At 68.0% G+C, this 15,685-nt stretch carries 15 protein-coding genes; 2 read left to right on the forward strand and 13 right to left on the reverse strand.

Annotated features, from left to right (window positions below):
* Window positions 1-6: 6 nt before the first annotated feature.
* From Hhyl2_RS07780 to Hhyl2_RS07840, 13 genes are read right to left on the reverse strand one after another with little or no spacing between them, the layout of a single operon-like run.
* Window positions 7-2,493, reverse strand: coding sequence for a PAS domain S-box protein (locus tag Hhyl2_RS07780; protein ID WP_483550166.1), 2,487 nt, complete (start codon window positions 2,491-2,493; stop codon window positions 7-9).
* 28 nt (window positions 2,494-2,521) lie between these two features.
* The gene (mobA, locus tag Hhyl2_RS07785) at window positions 2,522-3,160 is read right to left on the reverse strand and encodes a molybdenum cofactor guanylyltransferase (RefSeq protein WP_483550167.1); all 639 of its coding nucleotides are present in this window, start codon (window positions 3,158-3,160) and stop codon (window positions 2,522-2,524) included.
* The gene (locus Hhyl2_RS07790; protein WP_483550168.1) at window positions 3,157-4,410 is read right to left on the reverse strand and encodes a P-loop NTPase; all 1,254 of its coding nucleotides are present in this window, start codon (window positions 4,408-4,410) and stop codon (window positions 3,157-3,159) included. Before Hhyl2_RS07790 ends, mobA begins: the two co-directional genes overlap by 4 nt.
* Window positions 4,407-5,255, reverse strand: coding sequence for a HEAT repeat domain-containing protein (locus tag Hhyl2_RS07795; protein WP_483550169.1), 849 nt, complete (start codon window positions 5,253-5,255; stop codon window positions 4,407-4,409). Before Hhyl2_RS07795 ends, Hhyl2_RS07790 begins: the two co-directional genes overlap by 4 nt.
* On the reverse strand, window positions 5,252-6,085 hold the full coding sequence (locus Hhyl2_RS07800; RefSeq protein WP_483550170.1) for a DUF8068 family protein: 834 nt from the start codon (window positions 6,083-6,085) through the stop codon (window positions 5,252-5,254). Before Hhyl2_RS07800 ends, Hhyl2_RS07795 begins: the two co-directional genes overlap by 4 nt.
* Window positions 6,082-6,762, reverse strand: a complete 681-nt coding sequence (locus tag Hhyl2_RS07805) for a molecular chaperone TorD family protein (RefSeq protein ID WP_483550171.1) — start codon at window positions 6,760-6,762, stop codon at window positions 6,082-6,084. The genes Hhyl2_RS07800 and Hhyl2_RS07805 overlap by 4 nt, the downstream gene beginning before the upstream one ends.
* The gene (locus Hhyl2_RS07810) at window positions 6,762-7,583 is read right to left on the reverse strand and encodes an ethylbenzene dehydrogenase-related protein (protein WP_483550172.1); all 822 of its coding nucleotides are present in this window, start codon (window positions 7,581-7,583) and stop codon (window positions 6,762-6,764) included. The genes Hhyl2_RS07805 and Hhyl2_RS07810 overlap by 1 nt, the downstream gene beginning before the upstream one ends.
* Window positions 7,573-8,631 carry a nitrate reductase subunit beta gene (narH, locus tag Hhyl2_RS07815; RefSeq protein ID WP_483550173.1) on the reverse strand — a complete coding sequence of 353 codons (1,059 nt, stop codon included), beginning with the start codon at window positions 8,629-8,631 and terminating at the stop codon, window positions 7,573-7,575. The genes Hhyl2_RS07810 and narH overlap by 11 nt, the downstream gene beginning before the upstream one ends.
* Entirely contained in the window at window positions 8,624-11,485 is a 2,862-nt protein-coding gene (gene narG / locus Hhyl2_RS07820; protein ID WP_483550174.1) for a nitrate reductase subunit alpha, read from the reverse strand. Before narG ends, narH begins: the two co-directional genes overlap by 8 nt.
* Window positions 11,478-11,657 (reverse strand): DUF8120 family protein, encoded by a 180-nt coding sequence (locus Hhyl2_RS07825; RefSeq protein ID WP_483550175.1) that lies wholly within the window; start codon window positions 11,655-11,657, stop codon window positions 11,478-11,480. Before Hhyl2_RS07825 ends, narG begins: the two co-directional genes overlap by 8 nt.
* The gene (locus tag Hhyl2_RS07830) at window positions 11,650-13,023 is read right to left on the reverse strand and encodes a cytochrome b (RefSeq protein WP_483550176.1); all 1,374 of its coding nucleotides are present in this window, start codon (window positions 13,021-13,023) and stop codon (window positions 11,650-11,652) included. The genes Hhyl2_RS07825 and Hhyl2_RS07830 overlap by 8 nt, the downstream gene beginning before the upstream one ends.
* Window positions 13,023-13,664, reverse strand: coding sequence for a QcrA and Rieske domain-containing protein (locus Hhyl2_RS07835; protein ID WP_483550563.1), 642 nt, complete (start codon window positions 13,662-13,664; stop codon window positions 13,023-13,025). Before Hhyl2_RS07835 ends, Hhyl2_RS07830 begins: the two co-directional genes overlap by 1 nt.
* Window positions 13,661-14,239, reverse strand: coding sequence for a hypothetical protein (locus Hhyl2_RS07840; protein WP_483550178.1), 579 nt, complete (start codon window positions 14,237-14,239; stop codon window positions 13,661-13,663). The genes Hhyl2_RS07835 and Hhyl2_RS07840 overlap by 4 nt, the downstream gene beginning before the upstream one ends.
* Window positions 14,240-14,421: 182 nt before the next feature.
* Here Hhyl2_RS07840 and Hhyl2_RS07845 point away from each other — a divergent pair, with 182 nt between their 5' ends.
* Together Hhyl2_RS07845 and Hhyl2_RS07850 are read left to right on the forward strand one after the other, a co-directional pair.
* Window positions 14,422-15,084 (forward strand): helix-turn-helix domain-containing protein, encoded by a 663-nt coding sequence (locus tag Hhyl2_RS07845; RefSeq protein WP_483550179.1) that lies wholly within the window; start codon window positions 14,422-14,424, stop codon window positions 15,082-15,084.
* Between the two features lie 39 nt (window positions 15,085-15,123).
* Entirely contained in the window at window positions 15,124-15,675 is a 552-nt protein-coding gene (locus Hhyl2_RS07850; protein WP_483550181.1) for a MogA/MoaB family molybdenum cofactor biosynthesis protein, read from the forward strand.
* Window positions 15,676-15,685 lie beyond the last annotated feature (10 nt).

Here is a 15,685-nt window from a genome sequence, read left to right on the forward strand (position 1 = left end):
TATGAGTCACTCGGCACGCTGTGGGACCGAAACGTTGGTGAACTCGAACCGGGCGCCACCGGTTTCGCTCTCCGTGACGCTGACGGTCCAGCCGTGGGCGTCGGCGATTCGCTTGACGATCGACAACCCGAACCCGGTCCCGTCCGCGTCGGTCGAGTAGCCCGAGACGAAGACGGCCTCGCGTTCCGACTCGGGAATCCCGGCCCCGTCGTCGGCGACGAAGAAGCCGCCGTCGAGGCCGCCGACGGTGACCGTGACCGGGTGGTCGCCGTCGCGACCGTGGTCGAAGCTGTCACCGGATTCCATCCGGTTGCTCGTGGAACCATGTTCCACGGCGTCATCGGACGTTGTCCGATTGCCCGTCGAACCGTGTTCGACCGCGTTCCGGAAGAGGTTCTCCAGCAGCGTCGAGAGCCGCTGTGGATCGCTTTCGACGGACCTCGGTGGGTCGGCCAGCGAGAGTGTCCCCTCCTCGGTCGAGACCGCCTGCCAGGCGTTCTCGACGACCGCCACGAAGTCGATCCGTTCGGGCTCCTCGATGTCACGTCCCTCCTTCGCCAGCGTGAGTGTACTCTCGATGAGCGTCTCCATCCGTTCGAGCGCGTCCGTCGCACCGTCGAGACGGTCTCGCGCGTCCGGTGGTACCGCGTCGTCGAGCAGTTCCAGGTTCCCCGAGGCGACCTGCAGTGGGTTCCGCAGGTCGTGGCTGACGATGTCGGCGAACTCGTCGAGGCGCTCGTTCTGCCGTTTGAGTTTGCGCTCGCGCTCCTTCCGGTCGGTGATGTCGGCGATGATCGAGACGCTGCCGGCCACGTCACCGCTGGCGTCGTGGATCGGTGCGATAGAGACGCTCACCTCGACGCGAGAGCCGTCCTTCCGTTCGAGAGCGTTCTCCAGGCCAGTGAGTCGCTCGCCGGCGAGCACCCGTTCGTGTTGGGCAGCGATCTGCTCGTACTGGTCCTCGGGGATGATCGGGAGCTCCTGGCCGACGACTGCCTGGGCCGACCAGCCGAACAGTTCCTCGGCGGCGGGGTTCCAGACCTCGACGACGCCGTCGAGGTCCGACGCGACGATAGCGAGCGGGGACGCCTCGACGAGGGTCTCCAAGCGCTCGCTGGTCTCGGCGAGTTCCGACTCGATCGCCTTGCGTTTCGAGACGTCCCTGACGACGCCGACCGCACCCGAATCCGAGCCGTCGAAGGAGATCGGGGCGACGTCCGTCTCACAGGGACGCAGTTCTCCCGACCGCGTCTGGATGGTCAGTTCGACGGTCACCCGGCCACCCGCGCCAGTAGGTACCAACTCACCGTCCGCCAGCAGCACCCCGAACTGCTCGCCGACCAGTTCGTCGCCGGTCGCCCCGACGAACTCCGCGAAGGGATCGTTGTACAGTACCAACCCGCCGGTCTCGTCGAGGACGTAGACCGGTTCGTTCACCGAGTCGAAGATCGTCTTGTACTGCGCGAACTGCTGTTCACGCTGCTTGCGCTCGGTTACGTCCCGCAACAGTACCAGTCGGCCAACGAGGCGGTCGAATCGGTCGGTGAACTGCGACACCTCGACTTCGAGGTACCGCTGTTCGTCGCCGACGGTCACCTCCCGCTCCTGCCAGCCGTCCGTGACCGTCTCGTCGGTAGCGATATCGGCCAGGCCATCGACGACCTCGTCCAGAGGGCTGCCGAGCGAAGCGTCGATACGGAGGCCGAGAATATCGCGGGCCGCCGGATTAACGTCGCTAATGTGACCGTCGCTGTCGATAACGACGACGCCATCGCCCATCTCCTCGACGATAGCCTTGCGCGCCGTCGGCACGGGATCGAGTGTCTTGAAGTTGTACAGCCCGACGGTCAGCGCCATCCCGGAGACTGCCCAGGCGAAGATGCTGGCGTCCTCGGCGAGGTTCAAGAAGAGCGACTGTGCGATCATCGCAGCCCAGGGAGCGAGTGCGGAGACCAGGATGGCGGCCGCCTGGATCCGGTAGAGGTGGCGCGATCGGAGGTACAACCGGACGAGGACGGTGGTGCCGGCCAGGGCCACGACCACGAGAAACAGCGTGTGGATGAAGAAGCCGGTCGTCAGGTCCGTGCCCGCGGCCTGGAGGAGCGATCCCTGGCGGCCGTCGTTCGAGAACGTGTAGACCGTCGTTCGATCGACTGCGAGCAGCACCGAGAGGAGCAGTGGCTCGATAGCCAGCACGCCGGCGACCTTCCGCGAGGCGAACCGTTCGGACCCCGCGTACTGGAGCGCCGCATAGAGCCACGAGACGGCAACGACGGTCTGTGCGGGGAGCCAGAGCCGTATCAAGAGCATCTGCGTGGCCAGCGCCGTCGCTGCGATGTCCTGCGCGTACGCGACTGCCCCGACGGCGAGCGCGACGTGGAACACGACCATCGGTGTCCCGCCGGGTGCGTCCCGCTTGGCCCACGCGAGCGCGGCGAAGCCGAGCGACACGGCCGCCGCGACGTACAACAGCGCAACGAACCCCCCTTGCATCCACCAGTGGGTTTCGTGTACGCCGTAATTAGTGGTTCCCCTCGGTCTCAGATCTGATTTCAGCCAGCGCGGACTCGGTGTCGACGCTCGTGAGTGCGGTCGAATCGAGTCCGACCGTGGCTGCGTCGACGAGCGACGGGGAGAGTGCATCCAGCAGCGCGTGGAGACTGCGCTCGCCGGCGTCGTAGACGTCCCGTGCGACGGTCGTGGTTCGGTCGACACGGTAGACGGCACAGGTCGGTTCCAGTCCCCCGTGCGTGCGCGGGACAACGGTCCCCTCCTGCTCGCGGGCAATGGCACAGAGCCGGCGCAGGTGTTCGGCGGTCATCAGCGGCATGTCACAGGCGAGGACGACAGCATAGGTCGTCTCGACGGCGTCGAGCGCGCGAACGAGTCCCGCCAGCGGTCCCTCGTCGGGACGGTCGTCGACCGCGAACACGACAGACTCGTCGAGTCCCGCCACCTGCAATGCGGCAGCGTACGCCTCGCGCTGCTCGGCACGGCAGTTAACCACGACGCGGCCGGCCGTCGCCGCAAGCGTGCGGACGACGTGGACGAGCAACGGATCGCCGGACAGGGTCGCCAGCGCCTTGTCGCGGTCGCCGAACCGCCGGGACCGGCCGCCCGCGAGGACGATTCCCGTCACGTCCGTGTCCCGCTCGCTCACGGTTTCACGGTCCTGAGGACCCAGTCGTCGGGGGTCGCGCGGCGCACCTCGAACGGGTCGAAGGCCTCACGTGACGCCTCGGCCAGTTGTCCGAGGAAGGGGCCGACCGGCGTCGGGTCGCGGTCGCTGACGACGACGAACGCCTCGCCGGCGGCACGGTCGGTGAACGCCTCGCGGACCCTGTCCTTGCGCTCCTGGGGCGCGAGCCCGCGGATGTCGACGGCGTCCTCGGGGACATCGACCTCCCTGGCGGTCTCGATGGCCGCCGAGACGGCGTCGGCGAGATCGGCCATCGGGGCCGGGACGTCACCGGGCGCCGGCGTCCCCTGCAGGTCGTGGGTGAAGGGGAGTTCCGAAAGCACCGGCGCGTCCAGTTCGTCCAGTCCCGTCGGGCCCGCGACCTCGTCGAACAGCGCGTTGGCCTCGCCACAGCAGTCACAGACGTACTCGGCCATGTTGACGACCGTCCCCAGGACGGGCACGTCGTTGTCCCGGAACAGTTCGACGGTCCGGCTGGTGTCGCTGACGCTGGCGTGGAACGGCGTCGTGACGACGACCACGCCGTCGACGGGGACTTCCTGGAGCGTCGTCAACACCACGTCGCCGGTCCCCGGCGGGAGGTCGATCACGAGGATGTCGTCGTTGCGCCAGGCGGTGTTCGTAAAGAGGTCCTCCAGGGCGTCGTGGGCCATCGCGCCACGCCAGGCCAGCGGCGCGCCGTCCTCCATCAGGCCGACGCTCATCACGTCCAGCCCCTCGGTCCGGACCGGGAGCGGGTCGCCCTCCTCGCTGGAGTGGACCGGCCCCGAGATATCGAACAGTCCCGGGACGTTCGGGCCGTGGATGTCGGCGTCGAACAGCGCGACGTCGTTCTCGGCGGCCAGCGCACAGGCCAGGTACGTCGCCGTCGTGGACTTGCCGACGCCACCTTTCGCGCTGGCGACGGCAATAACGTGGTCGAAGGCCTCGACGGCCGAGCGGCTCTCGCTGGATGGGGTGGTGCTCTCGACGTGGACGCGCTCGACGCCCTCGACGTCGTCGACTGCACGGAGCATCGCCTCCACCACCTCGTTGCCGGTCTCGCCGTCGACAGCGGTGAGATCCGTCTCGATGGTCACCTCGCGGTCGTCGACGGTGATGTCCTGGACGAAGCCGGCCTCGAAGACCGAGAGGTCGGCCTGTGGGTCACGCACTGCGCGGAGCTGTGCTTCGACGCGGTCTGTCAGGCTCTGTGGGGCGTTCTCGCTCATAGGTCGGGCATCCTGTTGAGTCGATCCTCACCGGGCAGCAGGCGAGCGTCGTTCTCCAGAGCACCGCCGAACTGCCGGCGGAACTGTCCGGGCTCGGCCTCCAGGGAGCGCTCTGCGGTCTGGCGGACGACGGCGGCCGGGTCGTCGGTCAGTTCGCGGAGTCGCTTGCGGGCGCGGTCCTCGTCGACGCCGGCGAGCATGTGTGCGGCCCACTCCCGGAGGCGTTCGCTGTCGGCGTGGCTCAACTCCAGCAGTTCCTCGGCCATCGCCTGTCCGCGGAGCTTGAACAGCGAGATGGCCGCGTTCCGCCGGACCGCGTGGTGATCGTCCTCGGCAAGCACGGCCGCGATGTCGTCTTCGTGGGCCTCGCGGTCGATGTTGTCCAGCGCGACGACGGCCTCGGCCCGGACCCACGGGTCGGGGTCGGAGAGCAGTTCGACCGCGACCGCCGCGGTCCGCTCGTCGGCGTGTACGGTCAGCGCCTCGACGGCGAACTGCCGGACGTCGCTGTCGTCGTCGGTCGTCGCCGCCCTGGCGAGTGCGGTCACGACCGTATCGTCGGTCGGCTCGTCCTTCAACGCCAGGGCTGCCCGGCGGCGGTCGACGTGGTCACCCTCGAAGAGATCCTCAAGCAGGCTCGCCAGTTCCTCGTCCGCGACCGGTTCGGTGTCGGCGGCCGCGAGTTCCTCGGGGTTTGCGTCGCCGATGGTGACGTCGTCGCGGCTCACCTCGATGTCCTCCAGCGCCTCGATGTCGGTGTGCATCCCCGGACTGCGCTCGGGGTCGAGTTGTGGGTCCGGCTCGGCCTCGAGTTGCTTCTCGTACTCGCTTCGGTCGTCGGTCATCGCTGTCCCTCCAGGGCGACGAGCGTCGCGATACCGAGTGCGAACGGGACGGCACGCGGGAGCGTCGCCGGGACGCCCGACAGCGCCAGCAGCGCGACGCCGGAGAGCAGCGCCCAGTTGCGTGTCCGGCCGGCCGCACTGGCCGTCGAGACGGTCCCTGCCGCCGCGAGCGCGACGACCGGGAGCGACGCGCCGACGACGCCGCCGCCGACGAGCGTCACCGCGCCGGTGACGAAGGGGACCGAGAGGCCGACGAGGACGACCGCGCCGAACGCGAGGCCGCCACCGACGAGCGCACGGGTGTCGGTCGCGGCGAAGACCGGGACCAGGCCAAGCCCGGCCAGCGCCAGGGTCGAGGCCAGCGAACGAAGGCCGACGAGACCACCGACACCGCTGCCGAGACCGAGGGCCAGCGCACCCACGAGGATGCCCGCGACGGCGAGTTCGCCGTCCGCGAGGCGGTCGCGTTCGGTGGCGACGACGGCGGCCGTGCCGGCCACCACCGCCACGGCCGCGGGCGTGGTGACTGCGCCGGCAAGGAGCGAGAGCAGGCCGAACACGCCGACGAACAGCAGTCCGAACCCGGTCGAGGGTCGCCGGGAGAGCAGGCCGACCACGACGGCACCCAGCGCGGCTGTCGCCGTGGCAGTCGACGCGAGCGTGGCGGTCCCGACCATCGCCGGCCCACCGGGCGTGTTGACCGCGAGCGCCGCGACGAAGCGGGCGGCGACGGCGAGCGCAGCCAGGGCGACGACGGCGACCGGGAGCGAGCGGCGCTGGCTCTGCCGAAGTGCCGGCAGATGCGCCAGAACGGTCTCGCGAGTGCTCATCGGGGCCCCTCCAGTCGGTCCGCGAGGTCGTTGCGGTCCGCACGGACGAACGCCTCCAACAGGTCCCCCAGCGGACCGTAGACGTCGGTACCGGGCTCCTCGGAGAGCCTGTCGGCGATACCGGCGGCCGCGTGGCCGAGATGGCGGTCGTGGAAGTCCAGGCGGGCTAGCGCCGCGTCCTCACCGACGGCGGCCTCACGGCGCGCGAGGTAGCCGGCGAACTCCAGTTCGTACCGGAGCGCGTCGTGGTTGTCCCGACGGTCCTGGTCGATCTCCAGGCCGTAGTGCCGGTAGGCCCGCGCCAGATCGAGGTTGACGTCGTTCCAGGACTGGTCCGGGCGGTAGTTGGACTCGTACAGCGGCACCGGCGGCCCCGAGGTGTCCAGCGAGCCGTCGGTCCGGTCGGTGTACTCGCCGTAGCCCAGTTCGAAGAGGTCGTTGTACCGCGCGGCCAGGGTCTCGTAGTCGTCGTCGGTCGTCAGGTCCGGGATAGCGACCGACAGGGTCGTCTGCTCGATGCAGGCCCGCAGGTCACGCGCGAGCGAACCGTCGGCGACGGCCGCGTAGAACGCCTCGTCGGGATACCGGAACGCCGCCGCGAGCGTCCGGTAGACGGTACCGCGGGCGGCGGCGTCCCTATCGAGAGCGTCCGGGGCGTCGGCGGGCGTCGTCGCCATCACTCCATCCCCCCTCTGGCGCGGTGGACGCCGAAGGCGGTCACGCCGACGACCGCGACGATTGCGAGTCCGGCGACGGTCCACAGCAACGTCTCGTAGGGTGGGCCACCGGATTCCGCGCCGAACGGGAAGTAGTGCCACTCGGAGACCGCCTTCTGTCCGGCCCGCTCGCTGTTCGAACCGTTCCAGACCGCGAAGGCCACGTCGAGGTCCCCCTCGTCGGTGATGGTCGTCCGGTTGGTCCCGCTGGCGTCGACAGACCGGACGTAGACCACCGACCAGGTGCCGTTGTCGTAGCTGGCGGTGGCCTCGACGGCGGGCTGGTCGAACGCCGTCGTCGAGCCCACGCCGCCGGCCAGCAGTTCCTGGGTGCCGGCGTCGGCGCTCCAGTACCAGACGTTGACCATGTTACCGGGGCCGCCCATCGCGATGGGCGGACGGGAACTGGTGTTTGCCGGGAACTGGACGGCGACCTGATCGGCGAAGGCCTCGGGACTGGCCGCGCTCCGGTCCCGCGTGGCATCGTGCCACTGGAGGCGCAGGTAGAGGTTCCCGTCCCCGCGAGCGGCCTGGACGTGAATCCGCTCGACCGTCGTGTCGTCGGCGTTGGGGACGCTACTGGGTGCGCTGGTCAGTGGCACCTCCGCGGCCGGGACCGACCCCCAGCCGTCGGCTGCCGGCGTCGAGAGGTTCCCGGTCGCCGGCGAGACCGGTATCTCGTGGGCCGGGCGGGCGGTGGCCAGCGGTGCCGCGACAGTGGCGGCCACCACGACCAGGCCCAGCAGCAGTGCCGTGCCGATGTGGGTGTTCTCAGTCGTCATCGAAGACCTCCAACCGGTACTGTTTGGCGGGGTTCTTGTGCTGGAGCAGTTCCATCAGTTCGCTGTCGGCGCCCTGGCGTGCCCGCTGGCGTTCGCGTTCGATGGTGTCCAGCGCGTCGTCGACGCGGTCGCCGAACAGCTCACGGAGGTACTGGCGCGGGATGCGGTCCACGTCGACCGTCTCGCCGTCCTCGGTGTGCTGGCCGGGCGCGTACGGCGGGATGTAGTAGACGTTGGGCTGGGTCCGGAACTCCGGGTGCAGCGGGAGCGCGACCTCGTACTCCTCGACGAGCTTGTAGATGGGGCCGTCCTCGTCGTCGAGGAAGCCGACCAGCCGGAGCTGTGGGGGACACTCCTCGGCACAGGCGGGCGCGTACGTCTCGCCGTCCGGCCCCTCCCCCTCTAGGCGGGGGTAACAGAAGATGCACTTCTCGGACTTCTTCGAGACAGTGTTGTAGTACACCTTCTTGTACGGACAGCCCTCGACACAGTACCGGTAGCCCCGACAGCGGTCCTGGTCAACCAGGACGATGCCGTCCTCGCTGCGCTTGTAGATGGCCGAGCGCGGGCAGGCCTCCACACAGGAGGGGTGGGTGCAGTGGTTACAGATCCGCGGGAGGTAGAAGTAGTAGCTGTTGGGGTACTCGCCGGCGCCCTGGTCCTCGTCCCAGTTGGGACCCCACTCGGCGCCCTCCCGCGGGCGCAGCGGTTCGTCGCTGCCCTCGTACATGATCTCGCTGTGGTTGAACTCCCAGGCGCGGCCGTACTCCTCGCGGGAGGGAATGTCGCCCGTCTCGCGTTCCTTGTGCTCGTCGGACTTCCAGCCGCCGCCGGAGTCCTCCCAGCCCTTCGGGTACCCCTCGCCGGGCTTGGTCTCGACGTTGTTCCAGTACATGTAGTCGGTGCCCCCGCCCTCCGTCCAGAGGGACTTGCAGGCGATGGTGCAGGTCTGGCAGCCGATGCACTTGTTCAGGTCCATCACCATCGCGACCTGGTGGTCGACGCCGTCGGCGACGTTGACGTGGGTGTCCTCGTGCTGGCTACTCATCGGACTCACCTCCCGCGGGCCGCACTTCTACGTTCACGTCGCTGTTGACCCCGGTCGGTCCCCAGTAGTTCGGGAAGAAGTACAGGTGGTCACCGGTGTCCTCGGGGTACTGGACCAGCTGGGTCGGCTTCATGTACATCGGGACGAGCGTGTTGAAGTTGTCCCGATCGGGGTACTGGAACTTCTCCCAGGCGAAGTACTGCCGAGCGGTCCCCGGTTCGCCCGAGGGGTAGATCTTCGCCTGGACCTCGACACTGCCCATGTCGTTGAACACCTCGACGGTGTCCCCGTCCTCGATACCCCGTTCGGCCGCGTCGTCGGGGTTGAGGTAGACGACCGGTTCGCCCCGCTGGAGGCGGAGCATCTTCTCGCTGTCCCGCCAGGTCGAGTGGATCGACCACCGGCCGTGGGGCGTGTTGTAGGTCAGCGGGTAGTCACCGCCGGTGTCCTGTGGCCCGCGCTTGTGCGTGGGCAGTTCCTCCCCGAGTTCGAGGAACCAGTCGTGGTCGATGTAGTACTGCTGGCGCCCGGTGAACGTCGGCCAGGGCTGTTTGTCGTGGACGAAGTCCTGCCAGGGGACGTAGGCCTCCTCGTCTTTGATGTCCGAGGTCCAGTGGTCGCCCGCAGCCAAGAGTCGCTGTGGTTGCTCTTCGGTGTCGGCGAAGGTGATCTGCTCGTCGCTGTCGCTGGGGTTGGACTCCTCGGAGTGTTCGAGGATGAACTCGGCGGCGGCGCGGTCCTCCTCCAGCGCGCCCGCCTCGCCGGTCTCCCAGTCGCGGACGAAGTCGTCGTAGATGGTCGTCAGGTCGATCGTGCGGTCGAACGTGCGGTCCTCGATCGGCTCGACGCCCCGTTCCTGGGCCCGTTCCTGGATCTTCTCCGCGAGCAGGCGGAAGATCTCCCAGTCGGTCTTTGCCTCGCCCAGCGGTTCGACCGCCGGCGTGAACGGGTGGACGTAGGTGTGCATGTCCGTCTCCGAGAGGTCGTACTTCTCGTAGTGGCTCGCCGCCGGGAGCACGATGTCGGAGTACATCGCCGTCGAGTCCATCCGGAAGTTGATGTCGACCACGAGGTCGAGTTTCGGCCAGAGCTGTTCCTCGACGGCGACGTTGCCCTTGGCCTGGTTGAAGTAGTTGCCCCGCCAGACGAACATCGTCGAGGGGTCGGGCCGGAAGCCGTCCTCGCGTTCCGTCGGGTAGAGGGGCATCCACCCCTTGTCGATGGACTCGCGGATCTTCTCGGCGGTGTCGGGGTCGGTGTTGTCGAGGATGCCGCCGTGGAAGTAGGTCCACAGCGTCGTCGGTACCCCGCGGACCTTCCCGGTCGGGAACGAGAGGACCTTCCAGCCGTGGAACGTCCAGATCTTCTCCTGGCCGACGTAGTGGTCCAGTCCCGTGCCGGGGTCGCCGAGGTTCCCGGTGAGGGTGACGAGCAACTGGATCGCGCGGTTGCCCAGATCGTTGTGGTACCAGTCGTTGACGCCCTTCCCGTGGATGATCTTGGCGGCGTCGGCCTCGGCGAACTCGCGGGCGACCCGCTGGTAGGTGTTCTCGCCGACGCCGGTCTCCTCGTGGACGAACTCGGGGGTGTACTGGGCGAGTTCGTCCCGGAGGTTCTCCCAGACCGACCGAACCGATACCTCGCCGTCGTCGGTCTCGACCGTCCGCTCGACGCCGAGCTGGGGGTCGAAGTCCAGTTCGATGCTGGACTCGGGGTCGTTCTGGCCGTCACGTTCGCCGAGTGAGCCGGGCGCGCGCCGCAGGTTCCCGTCGGCGTCGACCATCACGAACACCTTCTCGGGGTCGTCGGCGTCCGCCGCCAGCCCGACCTCGCTGGCCCGGAGGAACTTCCCGGTGTCCGCCCGGACGAGCAGGGGCATGTCCGTCTGTTCTTTGAGGTGGGCCTCGTCGTAGCGGCCCTCGTCGACGATGGTCTGGGCCATCCCCAGCGCAAGGGCGGTGTCGCTGCCGCCCTCCGGGGAGAGCCACTCGTCGGTATGGATCGCCGTCTGGGAGTAGTCGGTGAAGATACCGACCCGTTTGGTACCTTCGTAGGCTGCATCGAGGAAGTACTTCGCGTCGGGGATGCGCGTGACGTTGATGTTCGAGCCCCAGGCGATGATGTAGTCGGCGTTGTGCCAGTCGGCGCTCTCGGCGTTGTCCGTCTGGGTCCCCCAGGTGATGGGCTGGCCCGGCGGGAGGTCCGAGTACCAGTCGTAGAACGAATGGGAGACCCCGCCGAGGAGGTTGATCAGCCGGGAGCCGCTGGCGAACGAGACCGGGCTCATCGCCGGGATCGGCGTGAACCCGGAGATGGCGTCGTACCGGCCGGCCTGGACCTCGTCGATGACGTGGTCGGCGATCTCGGTCAGCGCCTCGTCCCAGGATATCCGTTCCCACTGGCCCTCGCCGCGCTCGCCGGTCCGTCGAAGGGGATGGAGCACGCGCTGGTCGGCGTTGACGTAGTCGGTGTAGCAGGCCCCTTTCTGGCAGCCCCGCGGGTTCGGGTCCGGGAGGCTCTCGTCGAACCGAGGGTAGTCACCGGCCTGTTCCTCGCGCCAGACCTGGCCGTCTTTGACGAAGACGTTCCAGGAGCACGACCCCGTGCAGTTGACGCTGTGGGTCGAGCGGGCGATGGAGTCCCAGTCCCACTCCTCGCGGTAGAGATCCTCCCAGTCCCGATAGGGGTAGTTACCGATGGGGTCGTCGACTGCCTCCAGGCCCTGCATGCCGTCGTCGGCGAAGGAGAGGCCGGTCGCGCCCAGCAGGGAGGCCGCGCCCAGCCCCCGCACGAAGTCGCGTCTACTCAGGGAACTGTCCGTCCAGCGGCCGTCGTCGGGAGTCTGTCTATTCATGGGTCAGGAACACCGTCGCGGTTGCACAGGCGGTACCGACGAGCGCGAGGGCGAAGCCGGTCGGCGTGCTGCCACCGGCCTCCAGGCCGGCAGCGACGAGTCCGAGACCGACAAGTTTGCTCGCCGTGTCCAGCAGGCGATACTGGCGTCTTGAGATGGTGATCTCAGTCATCGTCACCACCTCTGCCGCCGTCGGCGGCGACTTCGCCCTCCTCGGACCGGGTCGGCCCGTCGTCGCCGCGTAACAGGAGATAGGTGATCGCTCCCAGCACCGGCGGGACGCCCAGCAGCGCCGCGGTCAGGATCGGGTTGACCACGTCGGTGTTCGTCCCCAGCACCTGGTCGGCGAGGATGTTGTTCATCCCCGCGATGGAGGCGATCATGACGAACGCGACGGCGGCGACGCCGACGCCGGTCTGCCAGGGCCGCTCCAGCGGGTCGGCGGTGAAGTGGGTGGGCTCTGGCGTCCGGTCGACGAACGGCCAGAGTGCGACGGCGAGGAAGACCAGGCCGGGCAGCAGGACGCCGCCGACGAACTCGCCGTTGATGTGGGCCGGCCCGATGGAGAAGCTGATCTGGGGTAACAGCTTCAGGAAGCCGTAGACCCACATCAGGAACCAGTCGGGCATGATGAGCGCTGGCGTGCTCGCCGGGTCGTTGGGGCCGTACTCGGCGACGTTGTGGACCGGGAGCAGGCCCGCGAGCGCCGAGAGCGTCGCGGCCGTCAGGAAGAAGACGACCGCCGAGACCGCCGTCTGGTTCGGAACGGCGGGGAGGCCGATGATGACGCTGTCGTCGTCCCGATCGACCGTCTGGTCGCCGACGGTGACGTCCTCGTCCCGGGGTGCCTCGGTGTGTTTCTGGCGTATCAGGATCGCCATGTGGATCGCCAGCCCGCCGGCGATCGCCATCGGAATGACCAGCACGTGCAGGAAGTACAGCCGTGGGATGGTCGCGCTGGAAGGGAACTCCCCGCCGAAGACGACCTGGCCGAGGAAGTCACCCAGCAACGGCACGGAGATGGTCAGGTTGTAGCCGATGCTGGTCGCGGTCGCGGCGAACTCGTCGAACGGGAGCGCGTAGCCGGTGTAGGCCGCGCCCATCGACAGCGCGGCCAGCCCGGTGCCGACGATCCAGTTGGGCTCCCGTGGATTCCGATAGGCCCCGGTGAAGAACACCCTGAGCATATGCAACCCGATCGAGGCGACGAACAGGTGAGCCGCCCAGTGGTGGAGCCGGCGGATGAACATCCCGAAGGGGACGTCGTAGGTGATGTGCAACACCGAGACGAACGCCTCGGGCATCTCCTCGCCCTGGAACTTCTGGACGCTGCCGTCGTACTCGACCTTCGAGGTCGAGGGCTCGAAGAAGAAGCCCAGGAAGATACCCGACAGCACCAACAGGAGGAAACAGAACAGCGCGACCTCTCCGAGCAGGAACGAATCCTCGGCCGGGAACGCCTTGCCGAGGAACTGCTGGCCGCGCTCGACGTCGAGTCTGGTGTCGAACCAGTCGTAGAGCTGGTCGGCACGGGACATCACTCACCCCCCGGGCCGACTGGGCCCTCGAAGTCGCCGGTCGCGATCAGGGTGCCGTCGCTGGACAGCGTAATCGGGAGCTGTGGGAGCGCTCGGCCCGGCGGCCCGCCCTCGACGCTGGCACCCGAGAGTGGGTCGAACTTCCCGTAGTGACACGGGCAGACCAGCAGGTCGCCGTCGCGGTTGCCGACCATACAGCCGGCGTGGGTACACACCTTCGAGAACGCGGCGTAGCCGCTGACGGTGAACCCCTCCTTGACGTTGCTGTAGGCGTCTTCGGCGTAGCGAACGAGCAGCGTGGGAGCGTCCTCGATGCCGGGCCGTGGTTCCGGGAACACCGTTAGATGCTCGCCCTCGGAGAGTCGGTTCTCGGTGATGCGCTCGCCCTCGCTGTCGACGAGGGCGACGCCGTCGGAGTAGACCGGCCCCTCGTAGCTGCGCTCGAACACCTGGGTGGTGCTGGCGAGCGGCGCCGTCAGACTCGCGACGGCCGTGAGACCGCCCACGGTCGCGAGGAACTTCGCGAAGTCGCGACGGCGCAGTTCCGCCCGTGCGTCGCTGTAGAGGCTTGGCTGGACGCCAGGGGTATCGGGACAGCCACAGTCCTCGCTCTCGTCGTCTGGTTTCGGATAGTCCATCAGTCGTGCCTCCTGTATTCCGCGACCTCGACGTGTGGCATGAACCAGGCGTAGTACGCGACCGTCGAGAGTGCCAGCGAGACGAACATCCCCGTCGCGTACAGGCCGAAGTACTGGGTCCGGGCCAGCGTGAGGTACTCGCCGGTGAACAGCGCCGCGAACACGATCGAGAGGACCGTCAGCCCGCCCATCGCGACCAGCCCCTCGATGGCGTCCGAAGCGTCGTGGTACTCGACGACCCAGCGGTTGTCGGTCTCGAGCCACGGTAGCGACGCCGTGAGCTGCCCGCCGTCGGCTACCGGCTCGTTCTCGGGTGGTCTGACGGCCCGGTTCATGAACTGGTGGGCGCCGGCGAGGACACCGACGAGGCCAAAGAGCGCGACCCAGACGATGACGCCGACCTGGCTCGGCGAGAGTTTGTTCGGCGTGTCGACCGGCCCCTCCAGGGGCCGGAGGTCACTGACGCTCTCGTCGATGGCGATCTCCTCGGAGGGTGGTTCACCGTGTAGCGCGACGTACCACATCGGGAGCAACACCGTGGTCACCAGCAAGACGATGAGTATCGTGTTCCGTCTCATTGTGGGTCGAGGTGTCGAAATATTCGGTATCTGACTGTTCGTTCCGAACCCTCGTACCCGGGTGTTGCAAGACGATCAGCGTCAACGTCGGACCAAACATCTCGGGTGTTTTTTAAACGAATTCGGGATCCGAACATGTTCGTCCTGAACTATTTTAGGACATCCAGTCGAAGTTTCGACATATGTCCACGCGCGTCCTCGCCGAGGTCGAGGTGGTCCAGCCCCGGTCCTGTCAGGTCCAGCCACACGCGAGCGAACGCTGGCAGGTCGCCGCCGTCTCCCGGAGCGCGCTCGGGACCGATGACGGCGGCGTCGTCGAGGAGTTCACGCTGGTTGGCGAGGACGACGCTCCACCGCCCTCGGTCGACGAGCAACCGAGGGTCGAGGAGGTGTTCGACTACGAGCGAGGCAGAATCTATCGGATTCGACGGCAAGCCTGCCAGGGGTGTGTCTGTGAGCGCATCGAAGCCGCCGGCTGTGTCGTCCAGGAACTCTCCGCCGACGAGCAGTCGCTGACGGTGACGTTCCTCGTCGAGGACGTCGCGGCACTGCGGGAGGTCATCGCGGACCTCCAGGGGACCGGCGACCACGTCAACCTCCGCCGACTGGTCGAGACCGACGACTCCCTCGACGAGAGCAGACCCGTCGTGCTGGACCGCGAGAAACTGACTTCACGTCAGCGGGAGGTACTGGAGCGCGCTCACGAGATGGGGTACTTCGAGCATCCCCGGTCGGCCAACGCCGGCGAGGTCGCCGAGGCCCTCGGTATCACGACGGCGACGTTCACCGAACACCTCGCGGCGGCACAGCGGAAGGTGTTCGAAGATCTGGTCGGCGAGCGCTGACCGCCGACAGTTATCCGTCTCTCGCCCGCAGGACCCGGTATGAGTCACCAGCACGACGACACCAGCGACGGAACGGGTCACGACGAGGCCCACGACCACGACGACCACCACGCCCACGACCACGACGCGGTCACGATCGGGATCTTGACCGTCTCCTCGTCCCGTACGCTCGAGGACGATCCTGGCGGCGACGCCGTCGAGTCGGCCTGTACCGACGCCGGTCACGAGGTCACCCAGCGGCGACTCGTCGACGACGACGCCGACGCTATCGCGGACGCGGTCGCGGGACTGCTCGACGACGGCGTCGACGTCGTCGTCACCACCGGCGGGACCGGACTCACGCCGGACGACGTGACCGTCGAGACCGTCTCCGACCTGTTCGACCGACCGATCCCGGGCTTCGGCGAACTGTTCCGGTGGCGCTCCTACGAGGAGGTGGGCCCGATGGCGATGGCCTCGCGAGCGACCGCTGGCGTCGTCGAGGATCGACTGGTCTTCTGTCTCCCCGGCAGCGAGAACGCGGCCCGGACGGGCGCGGCGGAACTGATCGCACCGGCGGTCGGGCATCTGCTCGGCCTCGTCCGGAGATAGAGCCAGACCC

Source organism: Haloarcula sp. H-hyl2, from assembly GCF_056934385.1.

Coding starts and splice junctions, on each gene's coding strand:
- Hhyl2_RS07805 (WP_483550171.1), bottom strand. CDS start 6,762: ATGGCGACGACGCCCGCCGACGCCCCGGACGCTCTCGATAGGGACGCC.
- Hhyl2_RS07780 (WP_483550166.1), bottom strand. CDS start 2,493: ATGCAAGGGGGGTTCGTTGCGCTGTTGTACGTCGCGGCGGCCGTGTCG.
- Hhyl2_RS07850 (WP_483550181.1), top strand. CDS start 15,124: ATGAGTCACCAGCACGACGACACCAGCGACGGAACGGGTCACGACGAG.
- Hhyl2_RS07840 (WP_483550178.1), bottom strand. CDS start 14,239: ATGAGACGGAACACGATACTCATCGTCTTGCTGGTGACCACGGTGTTG.
- Hhyl2_RS07800 (WP_483550170.1), bottom strand. CDS start 6,085: ATGAGCACTCGCGAGACCGTTCTGGCGCATCTGCCGGCACTTCGGCAG.
- Hhyl2_RS07790 (WP_483550168.1), bottom strand. CDS start 4,410: ATGAGCGAGAACGCCCCACAGAGCCTGACAGACCGCGTCGAAGCACAG.
- Hhyl2_RS07810 (WP_483550172.1), bottom strand. CDS start 7,583: ATGACGACTGAGAACACCCACATCGGCACGGCACTGCTGCTGGGCCTG.
- narG (WP_483550174.1), bottom strand. CDS start 11,485: ATGAATAGACAGACTCCCGACGACGGCCGCTGGACGGACAGTTCCCTG.
- Hhyl2_RS07845 (WP_483550179.1), top strand. CDS start 14,422: ATGTCCACGCGCGTCCTCGCCGAGGTCGAGGTGGTCCAGCCCCGGTCC.
- Hhyl2_RS07795 (WP_483550169.1), bottom strand. CDS start 5,255: ATGACCGACGACCGAAGCGAGTACGAGAAGCAACTCGAGGCCGAGCCG.
- Hhyl2_RS07825 (WP_483550175.1), bottom strand. CDS start 11,657: ATGACTGAGATCACCATCTCAAGACGCCAGTATCGCCTGCTGGACACG.
- narH (WP_483550173.1), bottom strand. CDS start 8,631: ATGAGTAGCCAGCACGAGGACACCCACGTCAACGTCGCCGACGGCGTC.
- Hhyl2_RS07830 (WP_483550176.1), bottom strand. CDS start 13,023: ATGTCCCGTGCCGACCAGCTCTACGACTGGTTCGACACCAGACTCGAC.